We start from the raw sequence: 25,290 nt of genomic DNA, 5'->3' as shown, positions 1-25,290 counted from the left end.
CGCTCTAGCTGAATGACGGCTGCTTCTCTCATGCACGTAAGTCAGGGAAGCGGCGGCAAATCAGCGCCAGGTTCGGATGCCAGCCGCGTTTCGCGAGGCATCGTCGAAAAGCGGATCACGGTACCCATATCGAGGGAGGACATGCCATGCTTCGTTATCTTCTGGCTCTTGTTGCGGCCGTCGTTCTTCTCACGGCAATGCTCATTCCCGATGATACCTATGCCCGCCGCGGAGGTGGCGGTGGTGGCTATCGCGGAGGTGGAGGGGGCATGCGCGCCGGAGGTTTCCATGGCGGTGGCTATCGTGGCGGCGCCGTTCACGCGGGGCGGATCCATGGCGGAGGCGGACGCCATTACGCAGGAGGTCCGCGGCCAAGCCATCCGATCGCCGGTCGTCCTGGCCGTCCAGGTTACCCCGTTGCGGGCCGTCCCGGCCGTCCCGTCGCCGGTTATCCCGGAGGCTATCCGCGATATGGCTATCGAGGCGCGGCTTACGGCGCTGCTGCCGTCGGTGCGGCCGCCGCGGGCGCCTACGGATACTACAACAACAACAACAACGGTTGTTATCAGGACACGTACGGCAACTGGGTCTGTCCCAACCAGTACCCGTATTGAAAGAATGCGCTGCTGACGGGCCCAGCGGCCCGTCAGCAGCGCGGTCAAGGATCAGACCGCACCGGCAGTGCGTTCGATCACCTCGTCAATAACGTTCGGCGACGAAGTTCATCCCGCGCAGGACCGCTTGGTCATTGTAGCGTCCTTTGTCGGAGCGCTTCGGCAGCTTCACCTTGTCCTTCTTGATCCGCTTGTGCGGGATAGCCTCCAGGATGTGCGCGATACAGTTCAGCCGCGCCCGCCGCTTGTCGTCGGAGCGAATGATGTACCAAGGCGCCTCCTTCGTGCTCGTCTTCTTGAGCATCAGGTCGCGCGCGCGGGAATAATCATACCAGCGTTTGAAGGATTCGAGGTCCATCGGACTCAGCTTCCATTGCCGCACCGGATCGTCGATGCGGGCGTTGAAGCGGCGCTCCTGCTCCTCCATCCCGACCTCGAGCCAGATCTTGATCAGGATGATGCCGCCGTCGATGGCGTACTTTTCCATCTGCGGGCAGAGCGACAGGAAACGATCGTGCTCGGCGGGCGAGCAGAATCCCATGACATATTCGACGCCGGCGCGATTGTACCAGCTGCGGTCGAAGATCACGATCTCGCCCCCGGCCGGAAACTGCTTCATGTAGCGCTGGAAGAAAAGCTGGGTCTTTTCGCGATCCGATGGCGCAGGCAGCGCCACCACGCGAAACACGCGCGGGCTGACCTTTTCTGTGATCGCCTTGATCGTGCCGCCCTTGCCGGCCGCGTCGCGTCCTTCGAACAGGACGATGACTCGAAGCTTGTTTTCCCTCACATAATCCTGGAGATGGCAAAGCTCGATCTGGAGCTTTTCGAGCTCCTTCTCGTAGTCCTTGCGCTTCATCCGCTCTGAGGCTTCGTCCTTTGCCATGCCGCTCCGCCTTCTCTTAACTCGGCCGAAACGTGTTCAGTCGCCCCAGGAAATGATGACGCCGATGTCGCCGGGCACGCCGCCAGGAAAATCGATGACCTGATAGCCGATGCGATAGCCGCGAGGCTTGAGGTATTCGGTCCAGAGTTCGAAGATCTCTTTTGGAATTCCGGTCAGCGTTTTCTCCCAGCCCGCCTCCATCTGGTTGATTGCGCGGCCCTTGTCGGTGCACAGGGTGTTCGGGAAGCGATAGACCTGCACTTCGGTCAGGCCGTTGCGAACCGCGCGCTGGATGATGGTCGAGGCGAGCTTGATTTTCTCCTCCTCGGATTTGCCGGACGGTTTGCTCAGCCGTTCGATCAGAGCGCGTTTCTCGGCTTCGGCCGCGGCGGCGAGGCGAACATATTCCTCGGCCTTTCTGGCTTCCTCGAGCGCAGCTTCCTTGCGAATTTGCAGTGCGTTGGGAATGAGCTCATCGATGCCGGGCATGATTGGGGCGTTCCTGGCTTGCTGTGGGGTCGGCGTCAGGGCTAAGCTAGGTTTCGCGCCGTTCGGACCTTTGATTCATATCAAGCAATTTTCCCACCTGCGCGGCCACGGTAACGAGCCGGCGCGCAGACCGCCCTGATCCCTTCCGTGGAGGCGACCATTGAGCGAGCAACTTCATCCGATGGCCCCGCATCATCTGCCGTTCTACCTCGCGCCGGGAAGCGGCACGGACGTGCTGATGATGGTGATGGGGATCTTCCTGATCGGCACCGTACTCTGGGTTGGCACGCTCTATTGGAAGCTGCACAGCCTGCCCGAACGGATGGCGCACAAGTCACAGAAGCTGCAGTTCGAGATCGTGGCCGTGCTGGGCATCATCTCGCTCTTTACGCACATGCACATTTTCTGGGTGGCCGGCCTTCTGCTCGCGATGATCGACTTGCCAGATTTCGGCACGCCGCTGCGGAGTATCGCAGGCTCGGTTGAGAGGATCGCTGACGCCGCGCCCGGCGAGGGTCGCGAGCCAGAACTCCCCAGCTTGCCGCCGGTCGAGAAGCCGATCGTCAAGGGGAAGGAGCACAGCCATGTTTGAGCTCATGTTCTGCTCCATCCTGACCATCCTGCCGGACTACCTCTACCGACGTTATGCCCAAGGCAAACGGTTCGGCAAGGAAATCACCTTCTTTTCCATCTGGTACGAATTGCGATGGGGTATCACCGGCTGCTTGATGCTGACGATTTCGCTGATCACGATGATCTTCTACTTTCACCCGTCAACGACCTCGGCCGCGCTCTATTTTCGGACGGTCCCCATCCTTCCTGAAGGCTCCGGCCGCGTCGCGGAAGTCAATGTCGGCTACAGCGAGGCAGTGAAGAAAGGCGACGTGCTGTTCAGGTTGGACAGTTCGAAGCAGAAGGCCGCCTTGGAGACGGCCACGCGCAAGATCGCCGAGGTCGACGCCGCGATGACAAGCGCCGAAAACGACGTGGTCAAGGCCGAAGCGCAGATCCAGGAAGCCAAGGCCAGCCTTCAGCAGGCCAAGGACGAGCTGGACGTCAAGACGGAGCTGCAGCGCCGCAATCCCGGTATCGTCCCGCAACGCGATATCGAGAAATTACAGGTCGTGGTCAACCAGCGGCAGGCTGGTGTGGACTCGGCCACCGCGTCCAAGACGTCGGCGATGTTGCGGCTTTCAACGCTGTTGCCGGCTGAAAAAGCGAGCGGTCAGGCGGCGTTGGCTGAAGCGCAGGTCGATCTCGACAAGACCTTCGTTCGCGCCGGCGTCGACGGTCGGGTCGAGCAGTTCCTCGTTCGGACGGGCGATCTCGTTGCCCAGATCATGCGACCCGCCGGCGTGTTGATACCGGCGGATGCCGGCAGGGGTAGGCTGCAGGCCGGGTTTGGACAGATTGAAGCGGGGGTGGTGAAGGTAGGGATGGTCGCAGAAGCGACCTGCATCTCCAAGCCATGGGTGATCATTCCGCTCCTTGTCACCGATGTGCAGGATTACATCGCCGCCGGCCAGGTGCAGGCTGGCCAGGAATTGATTGAAGCTCAGAATGCACGTAAGCCGGGTTCGATACTCGCCTTCCTGGAGCCGCTGTACAAGGGCGGCCTCGACGGCGTGACGCCGGGCAGCAGTTGCATCGTCAATGCCTACACCAGCAATCACGAGGAGATCTCGGCCAAGGAGACCGGTACAGGCCGGGCAATTGCCTTGCACGTCGTCGATGGTGTCGGCCTCGTGCACGCCATGCTCTTGCGAATTCAGGCGCTGCTGCTGCCGATCAAGACGCTGGTGCTCAGCGGGCACTGACCGGCATCGCTTTGGCTTGAATCGCATTTCGGTTCAGCGATGCGCCTCAGTTGAGCCGGTCTGGCGTCATGAGCCAGTCCGACCAGTCAGCGCATATTCACTGTGAGCGCCACATGGTCCCCGCAAAAATGCCGATCTGGCTTCGTTCCTTCATTGTCGCCAGCGCTGTCGTGCTCGTGCTTGGAGCTGGCCTGTTCGGCTACCGGTGGTATTCTCGCCCCACGACGCTGACCATCGCCGTCGGATCGCTGGACGGTGAGGCCGCGCGTCTGGTCTCGGCACTGGCGAGCCGGCTTGCCGTGGTGAACGCCCCGGTCCGGCTCAGACTGGTGGAAACGACCAACGCGGTTGATGCTGCCGAGCAGTTTGCGGCGGAAAAGGTCGAGCTTGCTGTCGTCCGGGGCGACGTCGGCGACCTATCGCAGGCGCAGGCTATCGTGGTTCTCGCCCACGCCGTTGTCCTGCTGGTTGCGCCGCCGGGCTCCTCCATTACCGAAATCGCTGGTCTGAAGCGCACCAGCGTCGGCGTGATCGGCGGCGAGATGAATCGCAAGCTCATCGACGTTCTGAGCGACGAATACGGTCTGGGACGTGCCAATGTGACGTTCCGCAATCTCCAGCCGGCCGATGCGCGGCGTGCACTCGATGCGAAGGAGGTGCGGGCGATCCTGGTCGTCGTTCCTCTTGCCGAAAAATATCTTGCTCTGTTACGCGGCCTTTTTCTGCAGACGCCCAAGACCGCGCCGGTTCTGCTTCCGATCGATGCGGCCGGTGCCATCGCGGAGAAGCAGCGCGCCTATGAAAGCTTCGATGTCCCGAAGGGCACGCTGCGCGGTTCGCCGCCTATCCCGAGCGAGGATCTGACCACGTTGCGGGTCTCTTTCTACGTGGTCGCGCGAAAGCAGCTCAGCGCTGAGGTGGCCGGCAGCCTCGCCGACGCCCTGATGAAGGCACGCAGGGATCTGCTGGGGGAATTGCCGATACTCTCTCAAATGACCGCGCCGAGCACGGATTCGGACGCCTTCCTCCCGGTTCATCCTGGCGCCGCAGCATTCTACAACGGAACGCAGCAGAGCTTTCTGGACGAATGGGGAAACATCATCTTTCTCGCGCCCATGATTTTGGGCGGCCTCATCTCGGTGCTGGCCGCGGCCTGGAAATTCCTTCAGGTGCGTGATCCCTCTAAGGATGAACGGGGCCTGGACTCGCTGTATGCGCTGGGCGCGCGGATACGCAGGACGGAGGCGGAGGCCGAACTGTCCGATATCGAGGTCGAGATCGACCGGGTGCTCCAGGGCCAGCGCGCCAAGGCCGCTGCAGGAGACGAGAATGCGCTCGATGTCACGACATTGAATGTCGCTGCGCATCGTCTTCAGAGCCTGATTCACGACCGTCGGATTCTGCTGTCCGCGCACGGACATGAGCAAGCGCTCGGTCAGCCAGTTGACCGCACCTGACGGTGGTCACTCCAGACCAAGTCGAATCACGGCCGACCCCAAGCTCAGCGACCTTGATCTTGATCAAACCCTCCGGCCGCCAACCCCGTTTCCTTCAGCAATCGCGTCATGCGAAGGGTGCGGGACATCAGGGGGATAGCGGACGGGCAATGAAGCGCCGTGAGTTCATGGCCTTGATCGGGACTGCAGTTGCTTGTCCGGTTTTCGCGCGCTCAGGACGGGGCACCGCGGCCGATGCCGTCGGTCGGCGTGCTGACTGGCAATTTGGTGGGCGATGGCGGCGCACAGATGCGCGTCAATGCCTTTCAGCAGGGTCTCGCCGACCTCGGCTGGATCGCCAATCAGAACTACCGACTCGATGTGCGCTGGCCGGGCTCCAATCCGACATGGCAGGAACGTGAAGCTCGCGAACTTGTTGCCACCGGACCCGACGTGCTGTTTGCGACCAGCACGGCGACGACACGGGCGCTGCGGGCTGCAACGCAGATCATTCCGATCATCTTTGTCGGGCTCTCGGATCCGGTCGGGACAGGCCTCGTCGTCGATCTGGCAAGGCCGACCAGCAATCTTACCGGCTTCTCGCTTTACGAGCATGCTATGAGCGGGAAATGGCTGAGCTTGTTAAAGGACTTGGTACCCAGCATGAGCAGTGCGATGCTTCTGTACAATCCCGAGACCGCACCATACGCGCCGCTTTATCTTCAGGCCGCACACCAGGTGGAAAATCGCCTGCGCATGACGGTTACCGGCGTCGCCGTCCGCAGCGGCGCCGAGATCGCGGGGGTCATCGAGACGGCGGCGCGGAATGGCAGCGGGCTCGTCGTGCTGCCGGATGGCGGTTTCTTCAGTGCTCAGAGCGCCATGGCGATCCCGTTGCTGGCCCAGCGGCGCGTGCCGGCGATCTTTGCCGTCCGCTTCTATGCTGTGAATGGCGGGCTGATGTCTTATGGCGCCGACCTGACGCAGCAGTTTCGCGATGGCGCTGGCTATGTGGCTCGCATCCTTCGCGGCGCCGAGGTCCGCAGTCTTCCGGTGCAATTCGCCACGAGGTTCGATCTCGTCATCAACATGAGAGCCGTTCACGCCCTCGGACTGGCAATCCCGGAGCGATTGCTCATGGAGGCTGAGCTGATCGACTAGCTTGCTCGGGCGTGGCGGGGGATGAGGCAGCGTTTCGTTGATCTCGATCAACAAACGCCAGCTCTCGGGTTTGATGATCGCCGGACATGTGTATGGAGGATCTGATGTTTTGCTGCGGCAGGACCTTGATGGCGCTTGCGCTCGTGATCGCGATTCCGCTGGCGGCGGCGGCGCAGACCGCAGATAAGGCGCCGGCCTCCAGCCCACAGCAGGCAAATCCCCCCGGGCAAGCCGCAGAGCTTCTGAAACCGGAGCAGCTCGAAGCCCTGGTCGCACCGATTGCGCTCTATCCGGACGAACTGCTTGCTAACGTGCTGGCCGCGTCCACCTATCCTCTGGAAGTCGTTCAGGCCGATCGCTGGCTGAAAGAGCGCAAGACTCTGAAGGGTGATGCCCTGAAGACGGAAGTCGAGAAGCAGCCGTGGGATGACAGCATCAAGGCACTAGCTTCGACCGCCGAGGTCCTGACCATGATGAGCGACAAGCTCGACTGGACCAAGGCGCTGGGCGACGCCGTGCTGGCACAGCAGCCGGATGTGATGGATGCGGTCCAGCGGCTGCGGACCAAGGCTTATGACAACAAAAAGCTGGTGACCACCAAGCAGCAGAAGGTGAGCGTCAAGACCGAGGAAAGCAGGCAGGTGGTCGTGATCGAGCCGGCGGTTCCCGATACGATGTACGTGCCGTACTACGAGCCTGCGACGGTCTACGGCGCGTGGCCCTACAACGAGTATCCACCATATTACTTCGGCTACCCATCCTACATCGGCGCAGGCGTCGTCGCGGCGGGTCTCGCCTTCGGCACGGCTTGGGCCATCGGTCGCTGGGGCAATTATTGGGGCGGCGGCTGCAACTGGGGCAACCGCAACGTCTATATCAATCACCGGACCACGAACATCGGAAATGGCTGGCAGCACAATCCCTCGCATCGCCAAGGGGTACGCTACAACAACGCCAACGTTCAGCAGCGCTTCGGCAATAGCAATCTGAAGGCCGGCGCCGCCGACCGGATGGATTTCCGCGGCCGCGACGGACAGCAGAAGCCGGGACAGGATCGGCCTGGTGGCGCAGATCGCGCCGGTGACCGTGCGGGAGATCGCGCTGGCGACCGAGGTGGCGACCGTCAAGGCGCCGGGGATCGCGCCAAGGCGGGAGGCGATCGCGCCAAAGGTGGCGGCGATCGCGCGGGCAAGGCGGGTGGTGCCAAAAACGCGGGCGCCAAGAACGCCGGGACCAAGGGGGGCGGTGCCAAGGCCGCGAACCGAGCTGGCGGCAGCCCACGCGGCGGGAGTGCGCTGAACGTATCGTCTGGCCGCTCGGCGGCCGCAGCATCGGCCCGCGGTCACGCCAGCATGGCGAGCATGGGACCGCGTGGCGGCGGTGGCGGCGCGAGCTTCGCCGGTCGTGGTGGCGGCGGTGGCGGATTCCAGGGCGGTGGTGGCGGCGGCCGGGGCGGTGGCGGCGGCGGGCGCCGCTCCGACAAACTGCTGAAGCCCGATGTGGGTTTGGTCGGCGATATCGCCAACGGGGATGGTTTCTACCGCTTCCGGGATTTTTGCAGCGCCCAGGCCTATGTGGGGGGGATTGCGGAGGGATTCGAAGAGGTGAAGCCAGAAGCGGTTACCCGCGGAGCCGATGGTTATCTCCGGGTCTATTACGAGAAGCTCGGTCTAAAATTCCGTACGTATCGGGATTGGCTCGCCGGCGGCGCAACGATTCCTGCGGAGGTGATGCCATGATGAGCTTTAAGTCGCTTCATCGCGTCGCGCTGCCGGCCATCATGGCGCTGGCGCTCATGAGTTCGCCATCCCGGGCGCAGCAATCTTACCCGACACCGGAGGATGCAGCGGCGGCGCTCGCTGCCGCCGTCAAAAGCGGGCCCGACCGGGCCATCCTGAAAGTCCTCGGCAGCGCTGCCGAGGACATCGTCTCGTCCGGCGACGAAGTCGCCGATGCCGATATCCGGCAACGCTTCACCTCGATGTATGAGGCCAAGCATTCGATCAAGGCGGAGGGCAACAAGAAGGCGACGCTGGTGCTGGGCCCGGACGACTTCCCATTCCCGATCCCGCTCGTCAACACCAGGACCGGCTGGGAATTCGATACCGCCGAAGGCCGCATTGAGGTGCTGTATCGCCGCATCGGCCGCAATGAACTCGACGCGATCCAGACCAGTCTCGCCTTTGTCGATGCCGAGAACGAATACGCCGACAAGGATCGCGGTGAGGGTATTGGCGTGTACGCGCAGCGCATCGTCAGCAGTGCCGGCAAGAAGGATGGACTGTTCTGGCGCGACGACAACGACCAGAGCCCGTTCGGTGCATTGGCGGCGCAGGCTTCGGCCGAAGGCTACAAGCCCGAGGAGGGTGCGGCGCCCTATCACGGCTATTATTTCCGGATCCTGAAGGGGCAGGGGTCGAACGCGCCAGGTGGCGCGCTCAACTATGTGGTCAAGGGCAAGATGATCGGAGGTTTTGCGCTGGCCGCCTGGCCCGCCGAGTACGGCAATTCCGGCGTCATGACCTTCCTGGTCAACCATGCGGGCGTTGTCTACCAGAAGGATCTCGGGCCTCGGACCGAGGTTCTCGTTTCCCGCATGACTGCATTCGATCCGGACCAGACCTGGAAGAAGGTCGATGGTGCAAAGCCCTGAGCGACGTACGCAGATAGTGCGTCTGGCACCGTCGTATCGGTCGCCAACCTCAGCACGATCATGATCTCTATGAAGTGAGCGAAATGCGGAACGGTCGTGACGGTCCCGGACCATCATCGCGCCGAAGCGGGAGCGGAGATTGGAATTTCCAGCTCGAAAATGGAGCCCTTGACGTCCGATTTGATCAGCCTCAGCTTTCCTCCACACCTTGCGGCCAAATTGCAGGAGATAGCCAGCCCCAATCCCATACCGCCTTGTTTCGTCGTGAAGAACGGATCGAAGATGCGCTCTTGATCACGTGGCGAAATGCCGGTGCCCGAATCTTCAATGGACAAATGGACCGTAGTGCCTCCATCAAGACGGGTTTTCATACGCAGCTCTCGTTGATCGGCGGGGACAGAGCTCATTGCGTCAATCGCGTTCTTGCAGAGGTTCAGGAGAATCTGCTGGAGCTCAGTGCCGTCCAGGACGACTGGAGGAATGTTGCCCTGAAACTCCGTCGTTACTGATACGCCATTGGCCAGGAGATCGTGCCTCAGCAGCCTGCGCGCTAGCTCGGCGACATCCTCGACGTTTGCCGAAGCGCCGCCGTGCGCCGTTTTGATCGTCATCTCGCGAATGCTCGATATGATGTCTGCGGCCCGGCTGCCATCGGCTTCGATGTCACAGAGGATGTTCTCGAGTTCCTCCAGTTCAGGCGAGGTCGCTCGGAGGTGACTGAGCCCTGTCGCAGCATTGAGAGAGATGGCCCCCAACGGCGATCTCAGCTCATGGGCGATCGCACCAGTGACCGCGTCGATGCTGAGAAGCCGGTTCGCTCGTTCGCGTCGCTGCAGGGCGATGACGCTGGCGAGGCGCGAATAGATAAACATCGTTTCGATGAGCAATATGGTCAGCAACATGCAGCTGCCGACCAGAACGAAACCGCGTGCTGCGTACCAACCCACGGTGAATCGAACCGAGCTGCCGATGATCGCCACCAGGAAATTGGGCAGGTAGGCGAGCAAAGTCACCATCAACCAAAGGTCAAGAATGGTGCGCATGCGCGCAAACAGGACGGTGAGAGCAGTCACATTCCAAAGCAAAAGTATCAGGTTGACCTGATTACCGAGAGGCGTCTGATGCCTGACGTCATTCACGTAGAAGCTCGGGAGAAACTCGGCTTTCGCGGTCACCATCCACGTCAGTCCCGCCACCGTGGCGGCGATGCAGCCGAATGCTAACACGATCGCGGCTATCGCAGGTCTGCCTGGTCTGCCGGCGGTGGAACGATCCTTTGTGAATCCGTACACTAGGATCGCTGCGGGAAAAGCCGTGTGCCAAAGCACGTAAAGCCAAGCGGGGCTGTTCAGTCCGTCCCCAATGAGACCCGCGGGAGCGTATCCGTTCGGAAAGGCGAGCGTTTGCAAGAATGCGAACGATCCGCTGAAAACGTATCCGCTTGCGAGTGCAAGAAGTGCCCGCTGAGGCTGGATCGAAAATTGAGCAAACAGCAGGGCTGCCGTGATGAATTCGGCCAGGGCCAACGCGGTCTGCAAGACTGGAACGAAACCATTGATCTGGCCCAATTGGATCCGGGCGAACGGCGCGATGACCGCTGCAAGGACGATGAGCGAGACGGCGACACCCACGGCCCAGGCCTTTTGGCGGGGGGTTGCGGGGATGTTCGCGATGACCAATGGGAATTCTTGCTCATCATCGTAAGCGGGCTCGGCGGCTGCGTTGGCCAATCGCTCGCTCGCTAGCGCAATGCCCGGCCCTGATGCTGTCGCACCGCCGCCAAGTCCCATGAACTTGCGCTGGCTCATGCCGCCTCCGGAGCACCGCGAGACACATCCTACTCGTCTAAACGCCCTCAGTGAAGCGCCTGATTGAGAGGTGGATATAGACTGGGGCTCCCGCCAATGGTGCGGATGGTGTGCTCCCGATGGACACGCTCCGCGTACGTCGCCAAGAGTGACTCGGATTCCATGCCATGGGGCCCTCCAGTATGAGGCTGCGCATTAAACTAAAGCCGCGGGACTCGTCGAGCGAAACACCCGCCAGCGCCGTCAACCCCTCTTTGCAAAAATATTCCACTTTACCGAAATTCGGTTTTGACGTATGTATCGGCCATCCCGGCTCATCCTTGAGGGGCGATCTTGTGGTCGTCATGTTCGCGAGCCGGGCTTGCGGTGGACGCGGCAGCGTTCGGGTGCGAGTGGCCAAGGGCAGGGCGGATTGCTCTCCGTGAGCCCAAGGCTTCGTTCCGACGAGCGGCGCTGCTAGGCTTCGTCTCGTCTGTAAGTTTCCGGCTCCGTCGACAGGGCTGGAAAAACTGCGGCGAAATGGCGGGCCGTGCGTACGGCAAAACCGTGTGGTCCTGGCCGTCGTTGCTACGGTCAAGCCCTGGCGAATGCGGCATCTGCGTCAACCGGCGCGGTGCCGGTGAATTTCGCGAAGGCGAGGGAGGCCAAAGAGAACTCGGCTCCCGGGAGAGCACGGCATAAGCCGTCCAACCATCGCGCAGGGAAGGCCGAGTGATTGGCTACACCTGTATGCTGCTGTGCGGTTTTCCTGCGTGTGCTTTTCGCGCAGCGGACCGCGGGTGCCAGCCGGCACCCGGCCTTCCCTGCGCCCTCTTGGACAAGAGGGTGGAATGACCAAGCAAAGCTCGGGCGATTTGCGCCGCGAGGACGCGAAACTGCGCGGTTTGCTATCACCCATGCTGACTGGCACGCCTAGCGATCCGCTGAAAGACCAGGCCCGGATTGATCCGCCGCAGGCGCGTGATGGTTTTCACGGGGGATCGATCTGGATGATCCGATTCTCGCGATCGACGGAGACAGGTCTTGCGCCGTCGGAATATCCGGCCCGCCCGCTGGCGAGGGAGGTTCCACGACCTCGCGCACAATGCCAGGCAGGAAGGTCGCGCACTCGGCAACCCCGAGACCGCCAGGGTGGTGGGTGGCCAGACCCGTGAATTTCTCAAATCATTAACAATGTTGAATCACAGGCCGGAGCCATTGCTCTACCGTGAACTTTCCGCTGGGGCTTTCCATGATCGATACCGCGACCAAGGCGTTGTTGCGCACCGTTCTCGATGAGGTGTGTGAAGGTGTTCCACGCTGTGAGATCGGCGCCAGGACCCGCGTAGCCTCGAAGCTTCTGGAGACTGCAAGCAGGGGTGACATCTCTGCGGATTGCCTCAAACAAGCGGCCCGCAATGCTCTCTCAGAAGTCCCGACGATGTGACGACGGTCATGTGGGGGCGGGGGTGAATTTCCAAGTGACGGTCCTCAAGATCCTGGTGAGCTACCCGGATGGGTTCGCCGTCATGGAGGATCTCAAGCGGGATATGGCCATTCTAGCGACCAGCGGTCGCGACTGGACCGAGCGCACCCGGCGGCTTGCCGGGCGGGTGCCGGGGCTGGACATCTTTTCGCAAGGGCTGATCGATCGGACAAATGGCGGGTGGCGGATCACGGACAAGGGCCGCGCGGTACTTGATCTGATGGAAGCTCGTCCGGCCGACGCAACGCCCGCAAGCAGGCTCGGGCCTCCTAGCGAGGAACGAGCGTCGCTCCCGAAGCTTGAGCAAACGCCTTGTGATGGAAGACGCTCATGCAAAGTTCCGACTCCACGTTGTCGACGGCCCGTCTGTCGCGAGCGACGGACGATATCTGGGTCGTGGACGACGCGCCGATCAGCGCCACGGGTCTGAAACTCCCGGTGCGCATGACCGTCATTCGGCTGTCGAACGGCGATCTCGTGCTGCATTCGCCGGTGAGATATTCGGCGGCCCTCCGCGGTGAGTTGGAGCGGCTAGGCGCGATAAAGTATTTGCTCGCGCCGAATATCGCGCACTGGATGTTCCTGTCCGAGTGGCAGAGGGAGCTGCCGCAGGTGACAACGTTCGCGGCGCGCGGCCTTGCGGCGCGCAGGCAAATTCGAGCAGCACGCATCCGTATCGACAGAGAGATCGGAGACACGACGCCTGAGGAATGGAGGCCCGACCTCGAAGCCGTCTCGGTGAACGCTCCGATGTTCTCCGAGATCGAGCTGTTCGACAAGCGCAGCCGGACACTGATCCTGACGGATCTCGTGCAAAATCTCGATCCCAACGATCTCAGCGCGCCAAACGAGGCCGCGGCAAACCTCCTCGGCATTTCCAAGCCAAACGGAATGGCGCCAGTCTATCTGCGACTGCTGCTGCGCCTCGGCGGCCGTTCGGTGCGGTCCGCAGCCGAGCGGCTCATACGGCTGTCGCCGGAGCGGGTGATCTTCGCGCATGGGGACTGGTTCGAAGCGAACGGAACCGAGCGCCTTCGGCGATCCCTGCACTGGCTGCTTCCGGCGGGCGGCTCCGGATCTGAGCCGCGGCAAATGACTGGCACGCGCGTCGTCATAACCGGTGCCTCGAGCGGAATCGGGCGTGCTACGGCGCTGGCCTTCGCCGGCAAGGGCGCAAGCGTGGTCCTGGCGGCACGCCGTGCTGAAGTCCTGACGAGCCTCGCCGCAGAATGCGAGGCGCTCGGAGGCCGCGCATTGGCGATCCCGACCGATGTCACCGATGCCGAGGCGGTGCAGCGCCTGGCCCGAGAGGCCGAAGACGCCTTCGGTGGCATCGACGTCTGGATCAACAACGCCGGCACCGGCGTTTTCGGGGCTTATCAGGACGCGGATATTGCGCTTCATCGCCGAACGATCGAGGTCAATCTCCTCGGCACCATGCATGGCGCTTTCGCGGTGCTTCCAATCTTTCTCCGCCAGAACCGCGGCATCCTGATCAACAACGTCTCGCTCGGCGGCTGGGCGCCGACGCCCTTTGCTGCGGCCTATACCGCGAGCAAGTTCGGCCTGCGGGGCTTCACCGCGAGCCTGCGTCAGGAGCTCAGGGCTCACCGCAACATCCATGTCTGCGGTGTCTTCCCGGCCATGGTCGACACGCCGGGCTTCGTCCACGGCGCCAACATGTCCGGCCGAACGCTCGATCCCGGTCCGCTGCTGTATCAGGCGGAGGACGTTGCCGAGACGTTCGTGAGCCTCGTTCGCGCACCCCGTGACGAAGTCGCCGTGGGCTGGCCGGCTCGTGCCGGCCAAATTGCCTACGCGATGGCTCCGCAGATTACCGAGAACATGGTGGGGGCCGCCTTCCGCTACCTGCTGTCGCGCGCGCGCCCCGCAAAGAGCAGTGAGGGCACCATGATCGAAGCTGGTCCGCAGGGCACGGCGGTCGATGGCGGTTGGCTGTCACGCAAGCAGCTTCCACCTGCCGATGTCATCAGTCAGGGGCTCGCGGTACTGGGACTAGCTGCGGGCGTGGCTCTCCTGGCTTCAGCAGTTGCGCGTCGCGCCGGCAGATCCGGACAAGGCGTTGCCAAGCACAAACAAGTCCTGCCGAGGCAGATCAGGGCAGCGCGTAGGCCCGCACGTAATCGCCGAGTTTAGTTCCGAACGAGCCGTGGCCGCCGTCGACCGTGACGACGTATTGCTTGCCGCCGGCCTCATAGGTCATCGGCGTCGACTGGCCGCCGGCAGGAAGGCGGTCCTGCCAAAGCTGTCTGCCATCGCGAACGTCGAACGCGCGGATATAGTCATCCATCGTTCCCGTGATGAAGATGACGCCGCCCGCGGTGACGATCGGACCGCCCAGCATGGGAACGCCGAGCTTGAATGGCAGCGGCAGCGGGGCCTGATCGCGGATCGTGCCGATGCGATGTTGCCAGGCCACTTTGTGCGACCTCAGATCGATCGCTGCGATGTTGCCCCATGGCGGAGCAAGGCAGGGGATGCCGAGCGGTGAGAGGAAAATGCCGAGATCAACGCCGTAGGGGGCGCCGTACATCGGCTGCACACCCAGCTCGGTTCCTGGTGGATGCGCCGCATTCGGCGCGGCCGGATTGTCCTTCCCGCGCGCCACGAGCCGCGAGACGAAGGGAATCGATTGAGGGTTCGCGATCGCGATCTGGCGTTGTGGATCGACGGCGATGCCGCCCCATTCGAACATGCCGAAGTCTCCGGGAAACACCAGCGTGCCTTGTTCAGACGGCGGCGTGAACGGCCCCTCATAGCGCAGGCGCTTGAACTTGATCCGGCAGGCGAGCTGGTCGAACATCGTGCTGCCCCACATCTGCGCGTCCGTGAGTTTGCCGGAGGGGCGGAAGCTCAATTCCGAAAAAGGCTGGGTCGGCGATAGCCGATCTCCATTCGCGGCGCCCTGCGGCACCGGCTTCTCCGGTGCGGGCACCAACTGACGCCCGTCGCGGCGGTCGAGCACGAAGATGTCGCCGGTCTTGGCCGGGATGTAGATCGCAGGCGTCACGCCGCCGTTAGAGTGCAAATCGACCAGACTGGGCTGTGACGGCATATCCATGTCCCAGAGATCGTGGTGCACATTCTGGAACGACCAACGCAGTTTCCCGGTCATGAGATCGAGGGCAATCAACGCCGAATCGTAGCGCTCGTTTTCGGGCGAACGGCCGCCGCCCCAGATATCCGGAGAGCTCGAGCCGAGCGGGACATAGACGAGCCCGAGCTTCTCGTCGACCGCCGAAATGCTCCACGAATTGGGTGAACCGGCTGTAAAATGATGCGAGGCCGAAGGCATTTCGTTCGGATCGGAGTTGCCGGCATCGAACGCCCAGATCAACCGTCCGGAATAGATATCGAAACCACGAATGACGCCCGACGGCACGCGATCGGAATAGTTGTCGATCACCGCGCCGCCGACGATCAGCACCTTGTCCGTGACGACGGGTGGCGAGGTGCCCTCGTAAAAGCCGAGCGTCTGGATCTCGCTGCCTTGCTTGAGATCGATCTGTCCCTGGTTGCCAAAACTCTCGCAAGGCGAGCCGCTCTGCGCATCGAGCGCGAACATCCGTCCGTCGTTGGTCGGGACGAAAATGCGCGCCGCACAATCGCTCGGCGCCGGCGTGCCGTCGGCAGTTACCGCGCCGGGCATGGTCGCGTGATAGGATACGCCGCGGCAGGTCATGTGCTGGAACGCCTTGTTGTGCTGGACCTGCGGGTCAAACTTCCAGCGCAATCGTCCGGTCGCGGCTTCGAGCGCAAACACGATCTGGTGCGGCGAGCAGGTGTAGAGGAGATCGCCCACCTTGAGCGGCGTTGCCTGGTTGGTGATCTCGTCGGGGTCATCAGGGCCCTTGTGGTCACCGGTGCGGAATTCCCAAGCGAGCTTGAGCTTCTCGACGTTGTCCTTGGTGATCTGGCTCAGCGACGAGAAGCGCGTACCGAAGGCGCTGCCGCCGTAGGCCGTCCAGTTCTGCCCGGCGGCAGCGGGCTGGTCCGGTTCGGGAGCCGCGATGGCCCCGGTTGTTTCGCCCTCAGGTATCGTGCCGGCAAGATCGCGGCGATCACTCGTCAAGGAAATGCCGACGACGATGGCTGCGGCTATCAAGACAAGGCCAAGCGCCCATCGCGCTGCGCGCAAGCGAGGCGCCAGGCGGGAGGCAATGAAGGGCAGCATCAGCCACAGGCCAAGCGGCACGAGCACATCGCCGCGCGGCGCCAGCGACCAGAAATCGAAACCCACTTCCCAGATCGCCCAGGCCATCGTTCCCGCCAGCAGCGCGGCATAGGTCCAGAGCGCCTCGGCGCGACGGCGCGCGAGCAGCCAACTCGTGAGCAGAAGCATGATGCCCGCGATCAGATAATAGACCGAGCCACCCAGGGCCGCGAGCCAGGCACCGCCAGCCAGGAGGCCCAATCCCATGATGGCGACGACCACAATGGTGATGGCCAGCAATGGCGCCTCACGGAACCAGTTCGTTGAACGATGCGTCGATGTCATGATGGTCACTTCAGCGTATAGAGAAAGGCCGCGATGTCCCGCGCGTCCTTCTGCGGGATGCCCATTCGCGGCATGGCATTGCCCGGCAACGCCCGCTGTGGATCCTCGATCCAGTCGGCCATGTTGTCTGGCGAGTTCTGGATGTAGCCGGCGATGTAGCTTCGCGTGCCGATCCGATGCAAGGGTGGGCCGACATTGCCTTCGGCGCCGGCGATACCAGGAATATCGTGACAGCCGCCGCAGTGGTACTGCTTGACGAGGTCGGCGCCACGGCGCGCGTCGCCCATGAAATTGTCCGGGCCCGCAGCGTTGCAGGCGGCGCCTGTCGTGGCCAGCAGTGCAGTGACCAGCAATTTCGCGATCGGATTTGGCATTGCTGCTCCGCCCGGCCGGTCAGGGCTTCTGGCCGAAGTTGAAAGACTTGGTGGCAGACCAGGGATCGGTCGTGGAGACCTGCTCGCTCGGGACTTGCTCGACCTCGGGCGATGGCAGATTCGCAGAAAAAGTGCGGCCCCATTGGTGGCTCGGCTCGTTGCTGATCTTACCGATATAAGTGACGAGATCCCAGATCACGCTGTCGGGCAATACGCCGCCCCAGGCTGGCATTCCGTTCGGCCGCCCCTGGTAAATCGAGAGAAAGATGTTCTCGGGCTGCGAGCCGTAAGTAAAGTTGTTGTTGCTCAGCGCCGGCCCCATGCCGCCGCCGCCATTGGGTGCGTGGCAGCCGACGCAGTTGAAGTTGACATAGTAAGTCATCCCGCGCTGCTCCGCATTGGGATCGCCCTGCACGGGATTCTTGATTTGCGGCGGGTCCGGCTGCGCGCCGGGATGGAGGTGACTGACCGGGACCTGCATGAAGACGCCGGGCCTGCCATTGCCGACGTTGCCACCGAAATTCGGGCGGGGAGACAGCGTCGGCATCTGCGCCTCCTGCGACTGCGGCAAAGTCTGCTGGGCCAGCCCCGCGCCATTCGGCACGACCACCAGCAGCAACGATAGGGCGCTCGCGCGCAGTACTGGACCAGACATCACTCATGTCCTCCCGATGCCGTGACCGGCAGCTCGACCAGAGGTACGCCGTAGCTTCGCAGCAAGGCGTTGATCTCGGATCGGTGCTCGTCGATGAAGGCATTGAGTCGGTCGCGCAGGGCGCGGTCGCCTTTGCGCACGCCCATCGCGATGGCGAACTGGAATTGCTGGGGCGCAAAGCGCTCGTAATCCCTGATCGGCGTAACCGTCAGCGGCACCGGAGAGCGCTGCGCGAAATAACCGCCCAGCGGCCCCCATGCGGCGGCGACATCGATCGCGCCGCTCTCGACCGCCTCGATCAGGCGCGCCGGCGGATTGGCTTCCCGATAGTCGCCGTAGATGGAATAGCCGCGGACATTGTCGACGATGCCCTGGTCACCGAGCGCCTGCGCGGGCGGCGGATTGTTGCCGTCATCGCCGATCAGGTGCACCCCGATCGCCAGATCGTGCAGGCGCGGGTCGACCAGAGAGGAGAGATCGAGCTGCCGGTCCTGGCGCGTGACGAAGACATAGGTCGAACGATAATATGGCTTCGTCGTCTCCACGAGATCGTAGCCGGCGGGCACGCCCATCACCACGTCGCATGTGCCTGCCTTCAGCGTGCTGCGGATGAAGCCGCGGCGCTGGGGCCACCAGGTGTAATAGACCTGCTCGCCGAAATGCGCGGCCACCATGGCGGCAAGCTTGTTCTCGAATCCGGCCTCGGCGCTGTTGGAGAACGGCAAATTGTTCGGATCGGCACAGACGCGAAGCCCGCCATCCGACGCTGCCGCCGCTGTGGTCGCGAGCGCAAAGAGAAATCCCAGGGCGATGCCCGGCAGATTATTTCGGAGGCGCATGACTGGTGTCCTCACCATTCGCGCCGCCGAGCTTGAACACCAGCAGCTCGCTCCCGCCCGCGGTATAGAACGGCAGGTCCTGGGTGGCGCCGGTGAAGCCAAGTGCGGCGTTGCGTACGCGCTGATCGACCTCTGCATTAGCGACGACCCCCGGCCAGCCGCCGACGCCCGACAGGATCGCCACGTATTGCTGTCCGTCGGAGCCGCGATAGGAGATCGGTTGGCCGATGAAGCCGGAGCCGGCACGGAATTGCCAGAGCACGTGCCCGTCCTTGGCATCCACTGCCTTGAACAGGCGATCCATGGTGCCGTAGAAGGCGACATCGCCTGCTGTGACCAGTGCGCCGCTCCAGACCGGCAGCTTCTCGTGAATCTCCCAGACTTTCTTGCGCGCGATCGGGTTCCAGGCCATGAACTCGCCGCGATAGCCGCCGGGGCCGGCATACATGTCTACGTCTGCACCGACGTAGGGCGTCCCGGCGATGTAGCCGACTTGAGAAGCCTTGAAGCTCATGCAGAGATGCTGATGGGGCACATAGAGGAGTTTTGTGCGCGGCGACCACGCCGTCGGTTGCCAATCCTTGGCGCCCGGCGCGCTCGGGCAGATGTTCTCGACCGTCTTGCCGACAAGCGGCATCTTCTCCTCGTTCGGGATAATCTTGCCGGTCTTCAGATCGACGCCCTTGTAGCTGTTGACGAAGTCATACGCGTCCGCCGAGATCACCTCGCCAGTGGCGCGGTCCATGACGTACATATAGCCGTTGCGGCCGGGGTGGATCAGCACCTTGCGCGGCTTTCCGTTCAGTTCGAGGTCGACGAGCACGTTCTCGTTGATCTCGTCGTGGTCGAACAGATCGTGCGGGTTGATCTGGTAGGCCCATTTAGCGCGACCGGTATCGGGATCGCGGGCAAAGATTGTCGTGCTCCAGAGATTGTCGCCGCTGCGCTGGTTCGCATTCCAGGGGCTAGGGTTGGCCGTGCCGTAGTAGATCAGGTTCAGCTCGGGATCGTAGGAGATCCAGCCCCAGACTGTGCCGCCACCAATCTGCCAGCGGTCGGCGGGCCAGGTCTTCACGCCGAGATCCTTGCCTTTCAGGCTGTCGTAGTACGGCTTGAAATCGTCTCCGATCAGCACGTCCTTGTCGGGACCTGTCGAATAGGCGCGCCACGTGATCGCGCCGGTGGTCTCGTCGAGTGCGGTGACCCAGCCGCGCACGCCCATCTCGCCGCCGCTGTTGCCGACAAGGATCTTGCCCCTCACCACCACGGGAGCCATCGTGATGGTTTCGCCCTTGTTGATCTCCCCGAGTTTCGTGTGCCACAGCTCCTTGCCGGACTTGGCATCGATGGCGACGGTATGGTTATCGAGCGTGTTGAGGAAAATCTTGCCATTGTCGAAAGCGAGTCCGCGATTGACGACGTCGCAGCAGGCAACGCCCGCGGCAGCGGGCTCCGGCTTCGGCGCATAGGACCATTTCAATTCACCGGTCGTGGCATCGAGTGCGAACACACGGTTGGGGTAGGGGCCCGCATAGGGGCCGACCACATACATGGTGCCGTCGATCACGAGCGGCGCCGCCTCCTGGCCGCGATCGGCGCCGACCGAGAACGTCCATGCGAGCTGCAGCCGCGATGCATTGGAGGCGTTGATCTGGTCGAGTTCGCTGTAGCGCGTGTTGGCGTAGTCGCGCGCCGCCATCGGCCACTGGGCCGGGTCTTTCATGCGGTTGGCGAGATCGCTCTGTGCTGACGCGGACGACAGCACCGCGCAACTGGCGCAAAGAGCACAAAGGATGCCCGGAAACAGGCCCAGCAAACGCGTGAGACCACGCACTAACATATGTAAAGATCTCCACGGCAGTGACGAGACCGTGCTGCGTTGCAGGCCGGTTTACGAACCTACAAACGTTCCGCCTTCGCTTGGTTCCAAAATGGTGAGATCGACGAGCTATCTCACGACGTTGCCGGATACGCCGGCGCCGAGGTCGACTGCGATCTGATCTTCCTTGCCGTTACACTTCGGGTGACCAAATCCAGACGGACTTTTGCCGTCAGGTCCGATGTCAAAGATGATCGCGTCCTTCATATTGGGGCTGACGCCGGCCGGCACGCGGTCGAGCCCGAGCTGGTGACGCACGCGCCAGGCCACATTGTGATCCGCGCAGGAACTGTCACCGCTCACACCCAGCGCCCCGGCCACGCCGTTGCCGTCATAGAGCGCCAGCCCGCCTCCGAACACGATGGTGCCGCCGACCGGCTTGCCCACCATCGGATCCTGGGCCGTGCCGAAGTTGTCCGGAGATCCGGTGTACAAGGCTTCCGGAGACGGCGGGTTGCCGAGTGCCGCGCCGAACAGGAACCCGCCGGGCTGCGCACCGGCATAGAGATTGGCCGTCGCCATCGCCTTGTCCTTCAGGCTGAATGCATTCGCCGTGTTGGCCTTCTCGGCCGCGATGGCCCGGCTGCCCAGCCACTGGTCGTCGACCTTGCCGCCGCTGTAGGCAATTGCGCAGACGACGCCCTGCCGATTGACGACGGCAGCCCATTCGTTGTTGTCGAGACCTCCGTTGCTCGGGCCGCCGCCCGGCTTGACACTCTTCTTGAGGATATCCGCGAGCTTGTCATGGTCGACCGGGCACGACACCCCCGGCCGGGGTTGATCCTGCGCGTTCAAGACTGCAGGCCTCACGAATGTCGCAGTGAGGATAGCCGTTGCCGCTATGAGCGATCGTTTTTCCATGTGGCCTCCGTGGAGTGTCGCAGTCGGCAGGCGAACGTTCGAAGAGAAGTTGCGGTTCCTATGCAGCGTCGCTCAGCCCGGATGCTGAAGGAGCAGGCGCGTCCTCCCGCCGTTCGCGGTCAACCACCGATGAGCGAAGAACAACGCCGCGCCGGTATAGAGGATGCCCATGGGCACCCACATCAGGATGCCGGCGAGTTGCTGATCCTCGAGTGTCGAAAGGCCGAACTCGCCAGCGAGGGCGCCCTGGCCTGGGATCCAAAGCCGCGGCGACACGGTCAGCAGGGCCCCGAGCACGCCGGAATGCAGAATGGTGATGAACAGGCAAGCGACAGCGATGCCATCGCGAATTCGTGTGCTACGGCCCTGACCGCGGCCATGCAGCAGCACCCACCAGAACAACAGCGCGGTTGCAAAGAAGCTGATGTGCTGGAGACGATGGATCGCCGTATTCTCGAGCGCCCACGCATACAAGGGCGGTGCGTGCCAGACCCAGAGTGCTGCGCCGTGGAGGATGGTCGCGCTCATCGGATGGCTCACAAGCCGCCACGGCCACGCCAGTATCGGCAGATTGAGCACGCGACCCGCCGCAGGGCGGAGCCGGGCCGGGAGGCTCCACAGCAGCGGACCATTGATCCGGGCGAACGCCATCAGCGGTGCCGCGACCACCATCAGGAGTTCGTGCTCGACCATGTGCGCGGTGAACAGACGCTCGCCGAGCCAGTGCAGCGGCGAGGTCACGGCGAGCGCGGCCACCAGCCATCCGGTCCAGAATGCGGCCACCTGGCGGAAGCTGACGCCGTGGCCGCCGCCCGCATGATGCCAGAGCCGCTGCGTTCCGACATAGAAGGCGATACCGACGGCATAGAGCGGGGCCATGAGCCAGGGATCGTAGCTCCACAGCGAGCCGGGATCGACCTCCGATAGTCCGTGCGCGGCGGCCGGTCCCGCGAGCAGCGCAAGCAGCAGTGCTGCAAGGCTCAGCGCAGGCATGGGCTGATCATGAGCGAGGCGGCGAACTGGTTCGCAATCACCAACGCAAACAGCACGCCGGAGCCGACGCCAAGCCAGGCCATGAACGTTCGTGGCCCGCCACCCCGCGCATCGGCCCATTCAGCCCCCGCGCCGCGCCGAACCGCGCGGGCCGATATGACAGTGCCTGCGAGGGCGACGATAGCCAGAACCGCACTCATGATCGTGCCGCTGATCCTGGTCTGTTCGCAGGAGAAGTGCGCGAGCACGTAGGCGCCCTGCAAATTGATACCCCACGCGATGGGCCCAAGCGCAACGCCGGCCCAGTAGAGCAGTCTGGATTGTTGATCGGTTGCGGTCATAGGCGTGGCACCCAATCCAGCAAGACATAGAGCGGCAGCCAGGCGAGCACGACGAAGTTCCAATAAAACACGTTGTCGGTCACGTCGCTGAACCGGCGCGGTTTCGCATGACGCGTGAACATCAACACTGCCAGCACGACCGTGTCGCCGACATCGGTGGCAAGGTGGGTCGTGTGCAGCCCCAGAATGAGCCATACGATCGAGCCGTAGGCTGAATTGTCCCAGCGGGTGTTGAGATGTGCGAACTCGAAGCCGCGCAGCACTAGGAGCGCGATGCCGATCAGGGCCATCACGATGAGACCGATCCGCACCTTCGCGATATCCTGGCGGTGCGCGGCGCGGTTGGTGAACTCGTTGGGAATGATGCTCAACACATAAATCACGGTCTCGACCGTCCCCGGCCAGAGATCCGGCGGGGAGGCTCCGATCGGCCAGCTCGGGTTAACTGCGTAGAGATAAAGGTACGCGCCGATTGCAACGGCAAAGCCCATGCCTTCGAGGGCCATGAAACCCATGGCGCCCCACCACGGGCCACTGCGCGGGCCGTAGCCGTAAGTCGGCAGGTCCGAGACGTCGTGGACGATGGTCTGTCTCACTCCTCGTCCTCCTTGCTGCCGCTCGGCCAGAACCAGCCGATCAAAGTCACGGCCATCGGCGGCGTGCCCCAGAGCACCGCCCAAGGCGTGAAGATCGATCCGATGAAGAATATCGTCGTTGCGATGGCTGTGAGCAGGGGCCAGATGCTCGGCTCGGGCGAAGCCTCGCGGATCTGGGGCTCGGCTTCCGCAAGCGAGGTCAGCAGGACCTCGCGCCGCTCGGCACTCAGACCCGCGACCACAGACAGGCTCTCGCTATCGGCCCACAGCGGATCGCGGTGCTTGACAACCGGAATGCGGTCGAAGTTCTGCGGCGGAGGCGGCGACGAGGTCGCCCATTCCAGCGTCGAGGCATTCCAGGGATTGTCGCTTGCAAGCGCGCCTTTGCGAAGGCTGTAGATCACATTGGCCAGAAGAACCGCGAAGCTAAACGCGAAAACGAGAGCACCGCCGCTGGACACGAGGTTCAGGTGCGCCCAGTCCATGTCGGCGGTATAGGTGTAGACCCGGCGCGGCATTCCGATCAGCCCAAGGATGTGCATCGGGAAGAAGGCGACGTTGAAGCCGATGAAGGCCAGCCAGAAATTCCAGCGTCCGAGTCTTTCGCTCAGCATGCGGCCTGCGATCTTGGGAAACCAATAGTAGACCGCGCCGACCAGCGGGAAGACTGCGCCGCCGATCAGGACATAATGGAAGTGGGCCACGACGAAATAGGTGTCGTGCACCTGGGTGTCGATCGGCACCGAGGCGACCATCACGCCGGACAACCCGCCGAGCACGAAGATGACGATGAAGCCGATCACGAACAGCAGCGGCGTCCGGTACACCGGACGTCCATCCCAGAGCGTTGCCAGCCAGCAGAAAATCTGCAGCCCGCTCGGCACCGCGATCAGCATGCTGGAGGCCGTGAAGAGGGCCGCGCCGAGTTGGGGCAGGCCCGTGACGAACATGTGGTGGACCCAGAGGCCGAACGACAGGAAGCCGGTCGCGATCAAGGAGAGGATCACGACGGGATAGCCGATCACCGGCCGCCGCGCGAACGTCGCGAGGATCGCCGAGACCATTCCCGTACCCGGGATGAAGATGATGTAGACCTCGGGATGGCCGAAGAACCAGAACAGATGCTGCCAGAGCAGGGGATGCCCACCCGATGAGGAGTCGTAGAAGCGCGTATTGACGAGCCGATCAAGGATCAGTGACGTCGATGCGACCATGATCGACGGCATCGCGAACATCACAAGGAAGGCCGTCACCAGCATGGCCCAGACGAACAGGGGAATGCGGTCGAGCGTCATGCCGGGCGCGCGGAGCTTGAACACGGTGACGACGATCTCCACGGCGACTGCGAGCGCCGCGACCTCGGTAAAGGTGATCATCTGTGCCCAGACATCGGCCCGCTTCGTCGGTGTGAACTGCAGGCTCGAGAGGGGAACGTACGAAAACCAGCCGACATCGGGACCGACGTTGAACAGGAACGAGATCCACAGAAAGCAACCGCCGAACAGAAACATCCAATAGCTGAAGGCATTCAGGCGCGGAAACGCGATGTTACGCGTGCCGACCATCAACGGCACCAGATAGACGGCGAACGCCTCCATGACCGGGACGGCGAACAGGAACATCATCGTCGAGCCGTGCATCGTGAAGACCTGATTGTACTTGTCGGCGGAGAGAAACGTCTTCTCCGGCCCGGCAAGCTGAACACGCATCAGGATCGCGAGAATGCCGCCGAGAAGCAGGAAGGCGAATGCGGTCAGGATATAGCGGCGTCCAACGACCTTGTGGTCGACCGACATGAGCGCACCGACAAGTCCAGACGGCGTGCGCCACACCCGCTCGAGCTGCATCGAAAGCTGCAGGCCGTTCAGGACGTCGTCCCGCAACTCATTTGGTTCAGCGGCCAT

General features: G+C 62.9%; 23 protein-coding genes. 10 read left to right on the top strand and 13 right to left on the bottom strand.

Features of this window, described 5'->3' with window-relative positions:
* The first annotated feature begins 146 nt into the window (after positions 1 to 146).
* Positions 147 to 614, top strand: a complete 468-nt coding sequence (locus AC0L3K_RS25605) for a hypothetical protein (protein WP_473367107.1) — start codon at positions 147 to 149, stop codon at positions 612 to 614.
* Positions 615 to 699: 85 nt separating this feature from the next.
* Here AC0L3K_RS25605 and ppk2 read toward each other — a convergent pair whose 3' ends face one another.
* A complete protein-coding gene (gene ppk2, locus AC0L3K_RS25600) occupies positions 700 to 1,500 on the bottom strand; it encodes a polyphosphate kinase 2 (RefSeq protein WP_473253320.1) in 801 nt (266 codons plus the stop codon).
* Positions 1,501 to 1,536: 36 nt separating this feature from the next.
* Positions 1,537 to 1,989, bottom strand: coding sequence for a hypothetical protein (locus tag AC0L3K_RS25595; RefSeq protein ID WP_219684383.1), 453 nt, complete (start codon positions 1,987 to 1,989; stop codon positions 1,537 to 1,539).
* 181 nt (positions 1,990 to 2,170) lie between these two features.
* Here AC0L3K_RS25595 and AC0L3K_RS25590 point away from each other — a divergent pair, with 181 nt between their 5' ends.
* The 6 genes from AC0L3K_RS25590 to AC0L3K_RS25565 all read left to right on the top strand — a co-directional run bounded on the left by AC0L3K_RS25590 (position 2,171) and on the right by AC0L3K_RS25565 (position 9,056).
* Complete coding sequence (locus AC0L3K_RS25590) at positions 2,171 to 2,581, top strand: hypothetical protein (RefSeq protein ID WP_473367134.1); 411 nt, start codon at positions 2,171 to 2,173, stop codon at positions 2,579 to 2,581.
* Positions 2,574 to 3,806: an HlyD family secretion protein gene (locus AC0L3K_RS25585; RefSeq protein WP_007592953.1), complete on the top strand. Its 1,233-nt coding sequence runs from the start codon at positions 2,574 to 2,576 to the stop codon at positions 3,804 to 3,806. Before AC0L3K_RS25590 ends, AC0L3K_RS25585 begins: the two co-directional genes overlap by 8 nt.
* 113 nt (positions 3,807 to 3,919) lie before the next feature.
* Positions 3,920 to 5,263 carry a TAXI family TRAP transporter solute-binding subunit gene (locus AC0L3K_RS25580; RefSeq protein WP_354171347.1) on the top strand — a complete coding sequence of 448 codons (1,344 nt, stop codon included), beginning with the start codon at positions 3,920 to 3,922 and terminating at the stop codon, positions 5,261 to 5,263.
* Positions 5,264 to 5,497: 234 nt separating this feature from the next.
* On the top strand, positions 5,498 to 6,403 hold the full coding sequence (locus AC0L3K_RS25575; protein WP_473367106.1) for an ABC transporter substrate-binding protein: 906 nt from the start codon (positions 5,498 to 5,500) through the stop codon (positions 6,401 to 6,403).
* Between the two features lie 104 nt (positions 6,404 to 6,507).
* Positions 6,508 to 8,142: a DUF3300 domain-containing protein gene (locus AC0L3K_RS25570; protein ID WP_473367133.1), complete on the top strand. Its 1,635-nt coding sequence runs from the start codon at positions 6,508 to 6,510 to the stop codon at positions 8,140 to 8,142.
* The gene (locus AC0L3K_RS25565; RefSeq protein WP_473367105.1) at positions 8,139 to 9,056 is read left to right on the top strand and encodes a DUF2950 domain-containing protein; all 918 of its coding nucleotides are present in this window, start codon (positions 8,139 to 8,141) and stop codon (positions 9,054 to 9,056) included. The genes AC0L3K_RS25570 and AC0L3K_RS25565 overlap by 4 nt, the downstream gene beginning before the upstream one ends.
* Before the next feature lie 113 nt (positions 9,057 to 9,169).
* Here the strand turns inward: AC0L3K_RS25565 and AC0L3K_RS25560 are convergent, their stop codons facing one another.
* Positions 9,170 to 10,864, bottom strand: a complete 1,695-nt coding sequence (locus AC0L3K_RS25560) for an MASE4 domain-containing protein (RefSeq protein ID WP_473367104.1) — start codon at positions 10,862 to 10,864, stop codon at positions 9,170 to 9,172.
* Positions 10,865 to 12,095: 1,231 nt separating this feature from the next.
* On the opposite strand from AC0L3K_RS25560, the gene AC0L3K_RS25555 reads away from it, so the two are divergent.
* The 3 genes from AC0L3K_RS25555 to AC0L3K_RS25545 are packed head-to-tail and all read left to right on the top strand — an operon-like array spanning position 12,096 to position 14,486.
* Complete coding sequence (locus tag AC0L3K_RS25555) at positions 12,096 to 12,290, top strand: hypothetical protein (protein WP_083869813.1); 195 nt, start codon at positions 12,096 to 12,098, stop codon at positions 12,288 to 12,290.
* 22 nt (positions 12,291 to 12,312) lie between these two features.
* Positions 12,313 to 12,759: a hypothetical protein gene (locus AC0L3K_RS25550; RefSeq protein ID WP_354128837.1), complete on the top strand. Its 447-nt coding sequence runs from the start codon at positions 12,313 to 12,315 to the stop codon at positions 12,757 to 12,759.
* Positions 12,660 to 14,486 (top strand): SDR family oxidoreductase, encoded by a 1,827-nt coding sequence (locus AC0L3K_RS25545; RefSeq protein ID WP_473367103.1) that lies wholly within the window; start codon positions 12,660 to 12,662, stop codon positions 14,484 to 14,486. Before AC0L3K_RS25550 ends, AC0L3K_RS25545 begins: the two co-directional genes overlap by 100 nt.
* Here AC0L3K_RS25545 and AC0L3K_RS25540 read toward each other — a convergent pair.
* From AC0L3K_RS25540 to ctaD, 10 genes are all read right to left on the bottom strand, one after another.
* A complete protein-coding gene (locus AC0L3K_RS25540; protein WP_473367102.1) occupies positions 14,446 to 16,848 on the bottom strand; it encodes a glucose/quinate/shikimate family membrane-bound PQQ-dependent dehydrogenase in 2,403 nt (800 codons plus the stop codon). The two genes, AC0L3K_RS25545 and AC0L3K_RS25540, sit on opposite strands and share 41 nt — an antisense overlap.
* A 5-nt stretch (positions 16,849 to 16,853) precedes the next feature.
* Positions 16,854 to 17,222, bottom strand: coding sequence for a c-type cytochrome (locus tag AC0L3K_RS25535; protein ID WP_473367101.1), 369 nt, complete (start codon positions 17,220 to 17,222; stop codon positions 16,854 to 16,856).
* A 19-nt stretch (positions 17,223 to 17,241) separates the two neighbouring features.
* Positions 17,242 to 17,877 carry a c-type cytochrome gene (locus AC0L3K_RS25530; RefSeq protein WP_473367100.1) on the bottom strand — a complete coding sequence of 212 codons (636 nt, stop codon included), beginning with the start codon at positions 17,875 to 17,877 and terminating at the stop codon, positions 17,242 to 17,244.
* Positions 17,877 to 18,716, bottom strand: coding sequence for a substrate-binding domain-containing protein (locus AC0L3K_RS25525; RefSeq protein ID WP_473367099.1), 840 nt, complete (start codon positions 18,714 to 18,716; stop codon positions 17,877 to 17,879). The genes AC0L3K_RS25530 and AC0L3K_RS25525 overlap by 1 nt, the downstream gene beginning before the upstream one ends.
* Entirely contained in the window at positions 18,700 to 20,556 is a 1,857-nt protein-coding gene (locus tag AC0L3K_RS25520; protein ID WP_473367098.1) for a methanol/ethanol family PQQ-dependent dehydrogenase, read from the bottom strand. The genes AC0L3K_RS25525 and AC0L3K_RS25520 overlap by 17 nt, the downstream gene beginning before the upstream one ends.
* 108 nt (positions 20,557 to 20,664) lie before the next feature.
* Positions 20,665 to 21,456: a GlcG/HbpS family heme-binding protein gene (locus AC0L3K_RS25515; protein ID WP_473367097.1), complete on the bottom strand. Its 792-nt coding sequence runs from the start codon at positions 21,454 to 21,456 to the stop codon at positions 20,665 to 20,667.
* A gap of 72 nt (positions 21,457 to 21,528) precedes the next feature.
* Positions 21,529 to 22,449 (bottom strand): cytochrome c oxidase assembly protein, encoded by a 921-nt coding sequence (locus AC0L3K_RS25510; RefSeq protein ID WP_007592929.1) that lies wholly within the window; start codon positions 22,447 to 22,449, stop codon positions 21,529 to 21,531.
* Complete coding sequence (locus AC0L3K_RS25505; RefSeq protein ID WP_007592927.1) at positions 22,437 to 22,790, bottom strand: hypothetical protein; 354 nt, start codon at positions 22,788 to 22,790, stop codon at positions 22,437 to 22,439. Before AC0L3K_RS25505 ends, AC0L3K_RS25510 begins: the two co-directional genes overlap by 13 nt.
* Entirely contained in the window at positions 22,787 to 23,386 is a 600-nt protein-coding gene (locus tag AC0L3K_RS25500) for a cytochrome c oxidase subunit 3 (protein WP_354128831.1), read from the bottom strand. Before AC0L3K_RS25500 ends, AC0L3K_RS25505 begins: the two co-directional genes overlap by 4 nt.
* Positions 23,383 to 25,290, bottom strand: a complete 1,908-nt coding sequence (gene ctaD / locus AC0L3K_RS25495; RefSeq protein ID WP_354128830.1) for a cytochrome c oxidase subunit I — start codon at positions 25,288 to 25,290, stop codon at positions 23,383 to 23,385. Before ctaD ends, AC0L3K_RS25500 begins: the two co-directional genes overlap by 4 nt.

It is taken from the genome of Bradyrhizobium sp. MI1.10, assembly GCF_055811035.1.
The sequence above is the reverse complement of the archived record's forward strand: the minus strand, read 5'-3'. Positions and strand labels throughout refer to the sequence as shown.

Bases quoted from the DNA above. Each gene is read 5' to 3' on its own strand.
- AC0L3K_RS25605 (WP_473367107.1), top strand. From the start codon at position 147: ATGCTTCGTTATCTTCTGGCTCTTGTTGCGGCCGTCGTTCTTCTCACG.
- ppk2 (WP_473253320.1), bottom strand. From the start codon at position 1,500: ATGGCAAAGGACGAAGCCTCAGAGCGGATGAAGCGCAAGGACTACGAG.
- AC0L3K_RS25595 (WP_219684383.1), bottom strand. From the start codon at position 1,989: ATGCCCGGCATCGATGAGCTCATTCCCAACGCACTGCAAATTCGCAAG.
- AC0L3K_RS25590 (WP_473367134.1), top strand. From the start codon at position 2,171: ATGGCCCCGCATCATCTGCCGTTCTACCTCGCGCCGGGAAGCGGCACG.
- AC0L3K_RS25585 (WP_007592953.1), top strand. From the start codon at position 2,574: ATGTTTGAGCTCATGTTCTGCTCCATCCTGACCATCCTGCCGGACTAC.
- AC0L3K_RS25580 (WP_354171347.1), top strand. From the start codon at position 3,920: ATGGTCCCCGCAAAAATGCCGATCTGGCTTCGTTCCTTCATTGTCGCC.
- AC0L3K_RS25575 (WP_473367106.1), top strand. From the start codon at position 5,498: ATGCCGTCGGTCGGCGTGCTGACTGGCAATTTGGTGGGCGATGGCGGC.
- AC0L3K_RS25570 (WP_473367133.1), top strand. From the start codon at position 6,508: ATGTTTTGCTGCGGCAGGACCTTGATGGCGCTTGCGCTCGTGATCGCG.
- AC0L3K_RS25565 (WP_473367105.1), top strand. From the start codon at position 8,139: ATGATGAGCTTTAAGTCGCTTCATCGCGTCGCGCTGCCGGCCATCATG.
- AC0L3K_RS25560 (WP_473367104.1), bottom strand. From the start codon at position 10,864: ATGAGCCAGCGCAAGTTCATGGGACTTGGCGGCGGTGCGACAGCATCA.
- AC0L3K_RS25555 (WP_083869813.1), top strand. From the start codon at position 12,096: ATGATCGATACCGCGACCAAGGCGTTGTTGCGCACCGTTCTCGATGAG.
- AC0L3K_RS25545 (WP_473367103.1), top strand. From the start codon at position 12,660: ATGCAAAGTTCCGACTCCACGTTGTCGACGGCCCGTCTGTCGCGAGCG.
- AC0L3K_RS25540 (WP_473367102.1), bottom strand. From the start codon at position 16,848: ATGACATCGACGCATCGTTCAACGAACTGGTTCCGTGAGGCGCCATTG.
- AC0L3K_RS25535 (WP_473367101.1), bottom strand. From the start codon at position 17,222: ATGCCAAATCCGATCGCGAAATTGCTGGTCACTGCACTGCTGGCCACG.
- AC0L3K_RS25530 (WP_473367100.1), bottom strand. From the start codon at position 17,877: ATGTCTGGTCCAGTACTGCGCGCGAGCGCCCTATCGTTGCTGCTGGTG.
- AC0L3K_RS25525 (WP_473367099.1), bottom strand. From the start codon at position 18,716: ATGCGCCTCCGAAATAATCTGCCGGGCATCGCCCTGGGATTTCTCTTT.
- AC0L3K_RS25520 (WP_473367098.1), bottom strand. From the start codon at position 20,556: ATGTTAGTGCGTGGTCTCACGCGTTTGCTGGGCCTGTTTCCGGGCATC.
- AC0L3K_RS25515 (WP_473367097.1), bottom strand. From the start codon at position 21,456: ATGGAAAAACGATCGCTCATAGCGGCAACGGCTATCCTCACTGCGACA.
- AC0L3K_RS25510 (WP_007592929.1), bottom strand. From the start codon at position 22,449: ATGCCTGCGCTGAGCCTTGCAGCACTGCTGCTTGCGCTGCTCGCGGGA.
- AC0L3K_RS25505 (WP_007592927.1), bottom strand. From the start codon at position 22,790: ATGACCGCAACCGATCAACAATCCAGACTGCTCTACTGGGCCGGCGTT.
- ctaD (WP_354128830.1), bottom strand. From the start codon at position 25,290: ATGGCCGCTGAACCAAATGAGTTGCGGGACGACGTCCTGAACGGCCTG.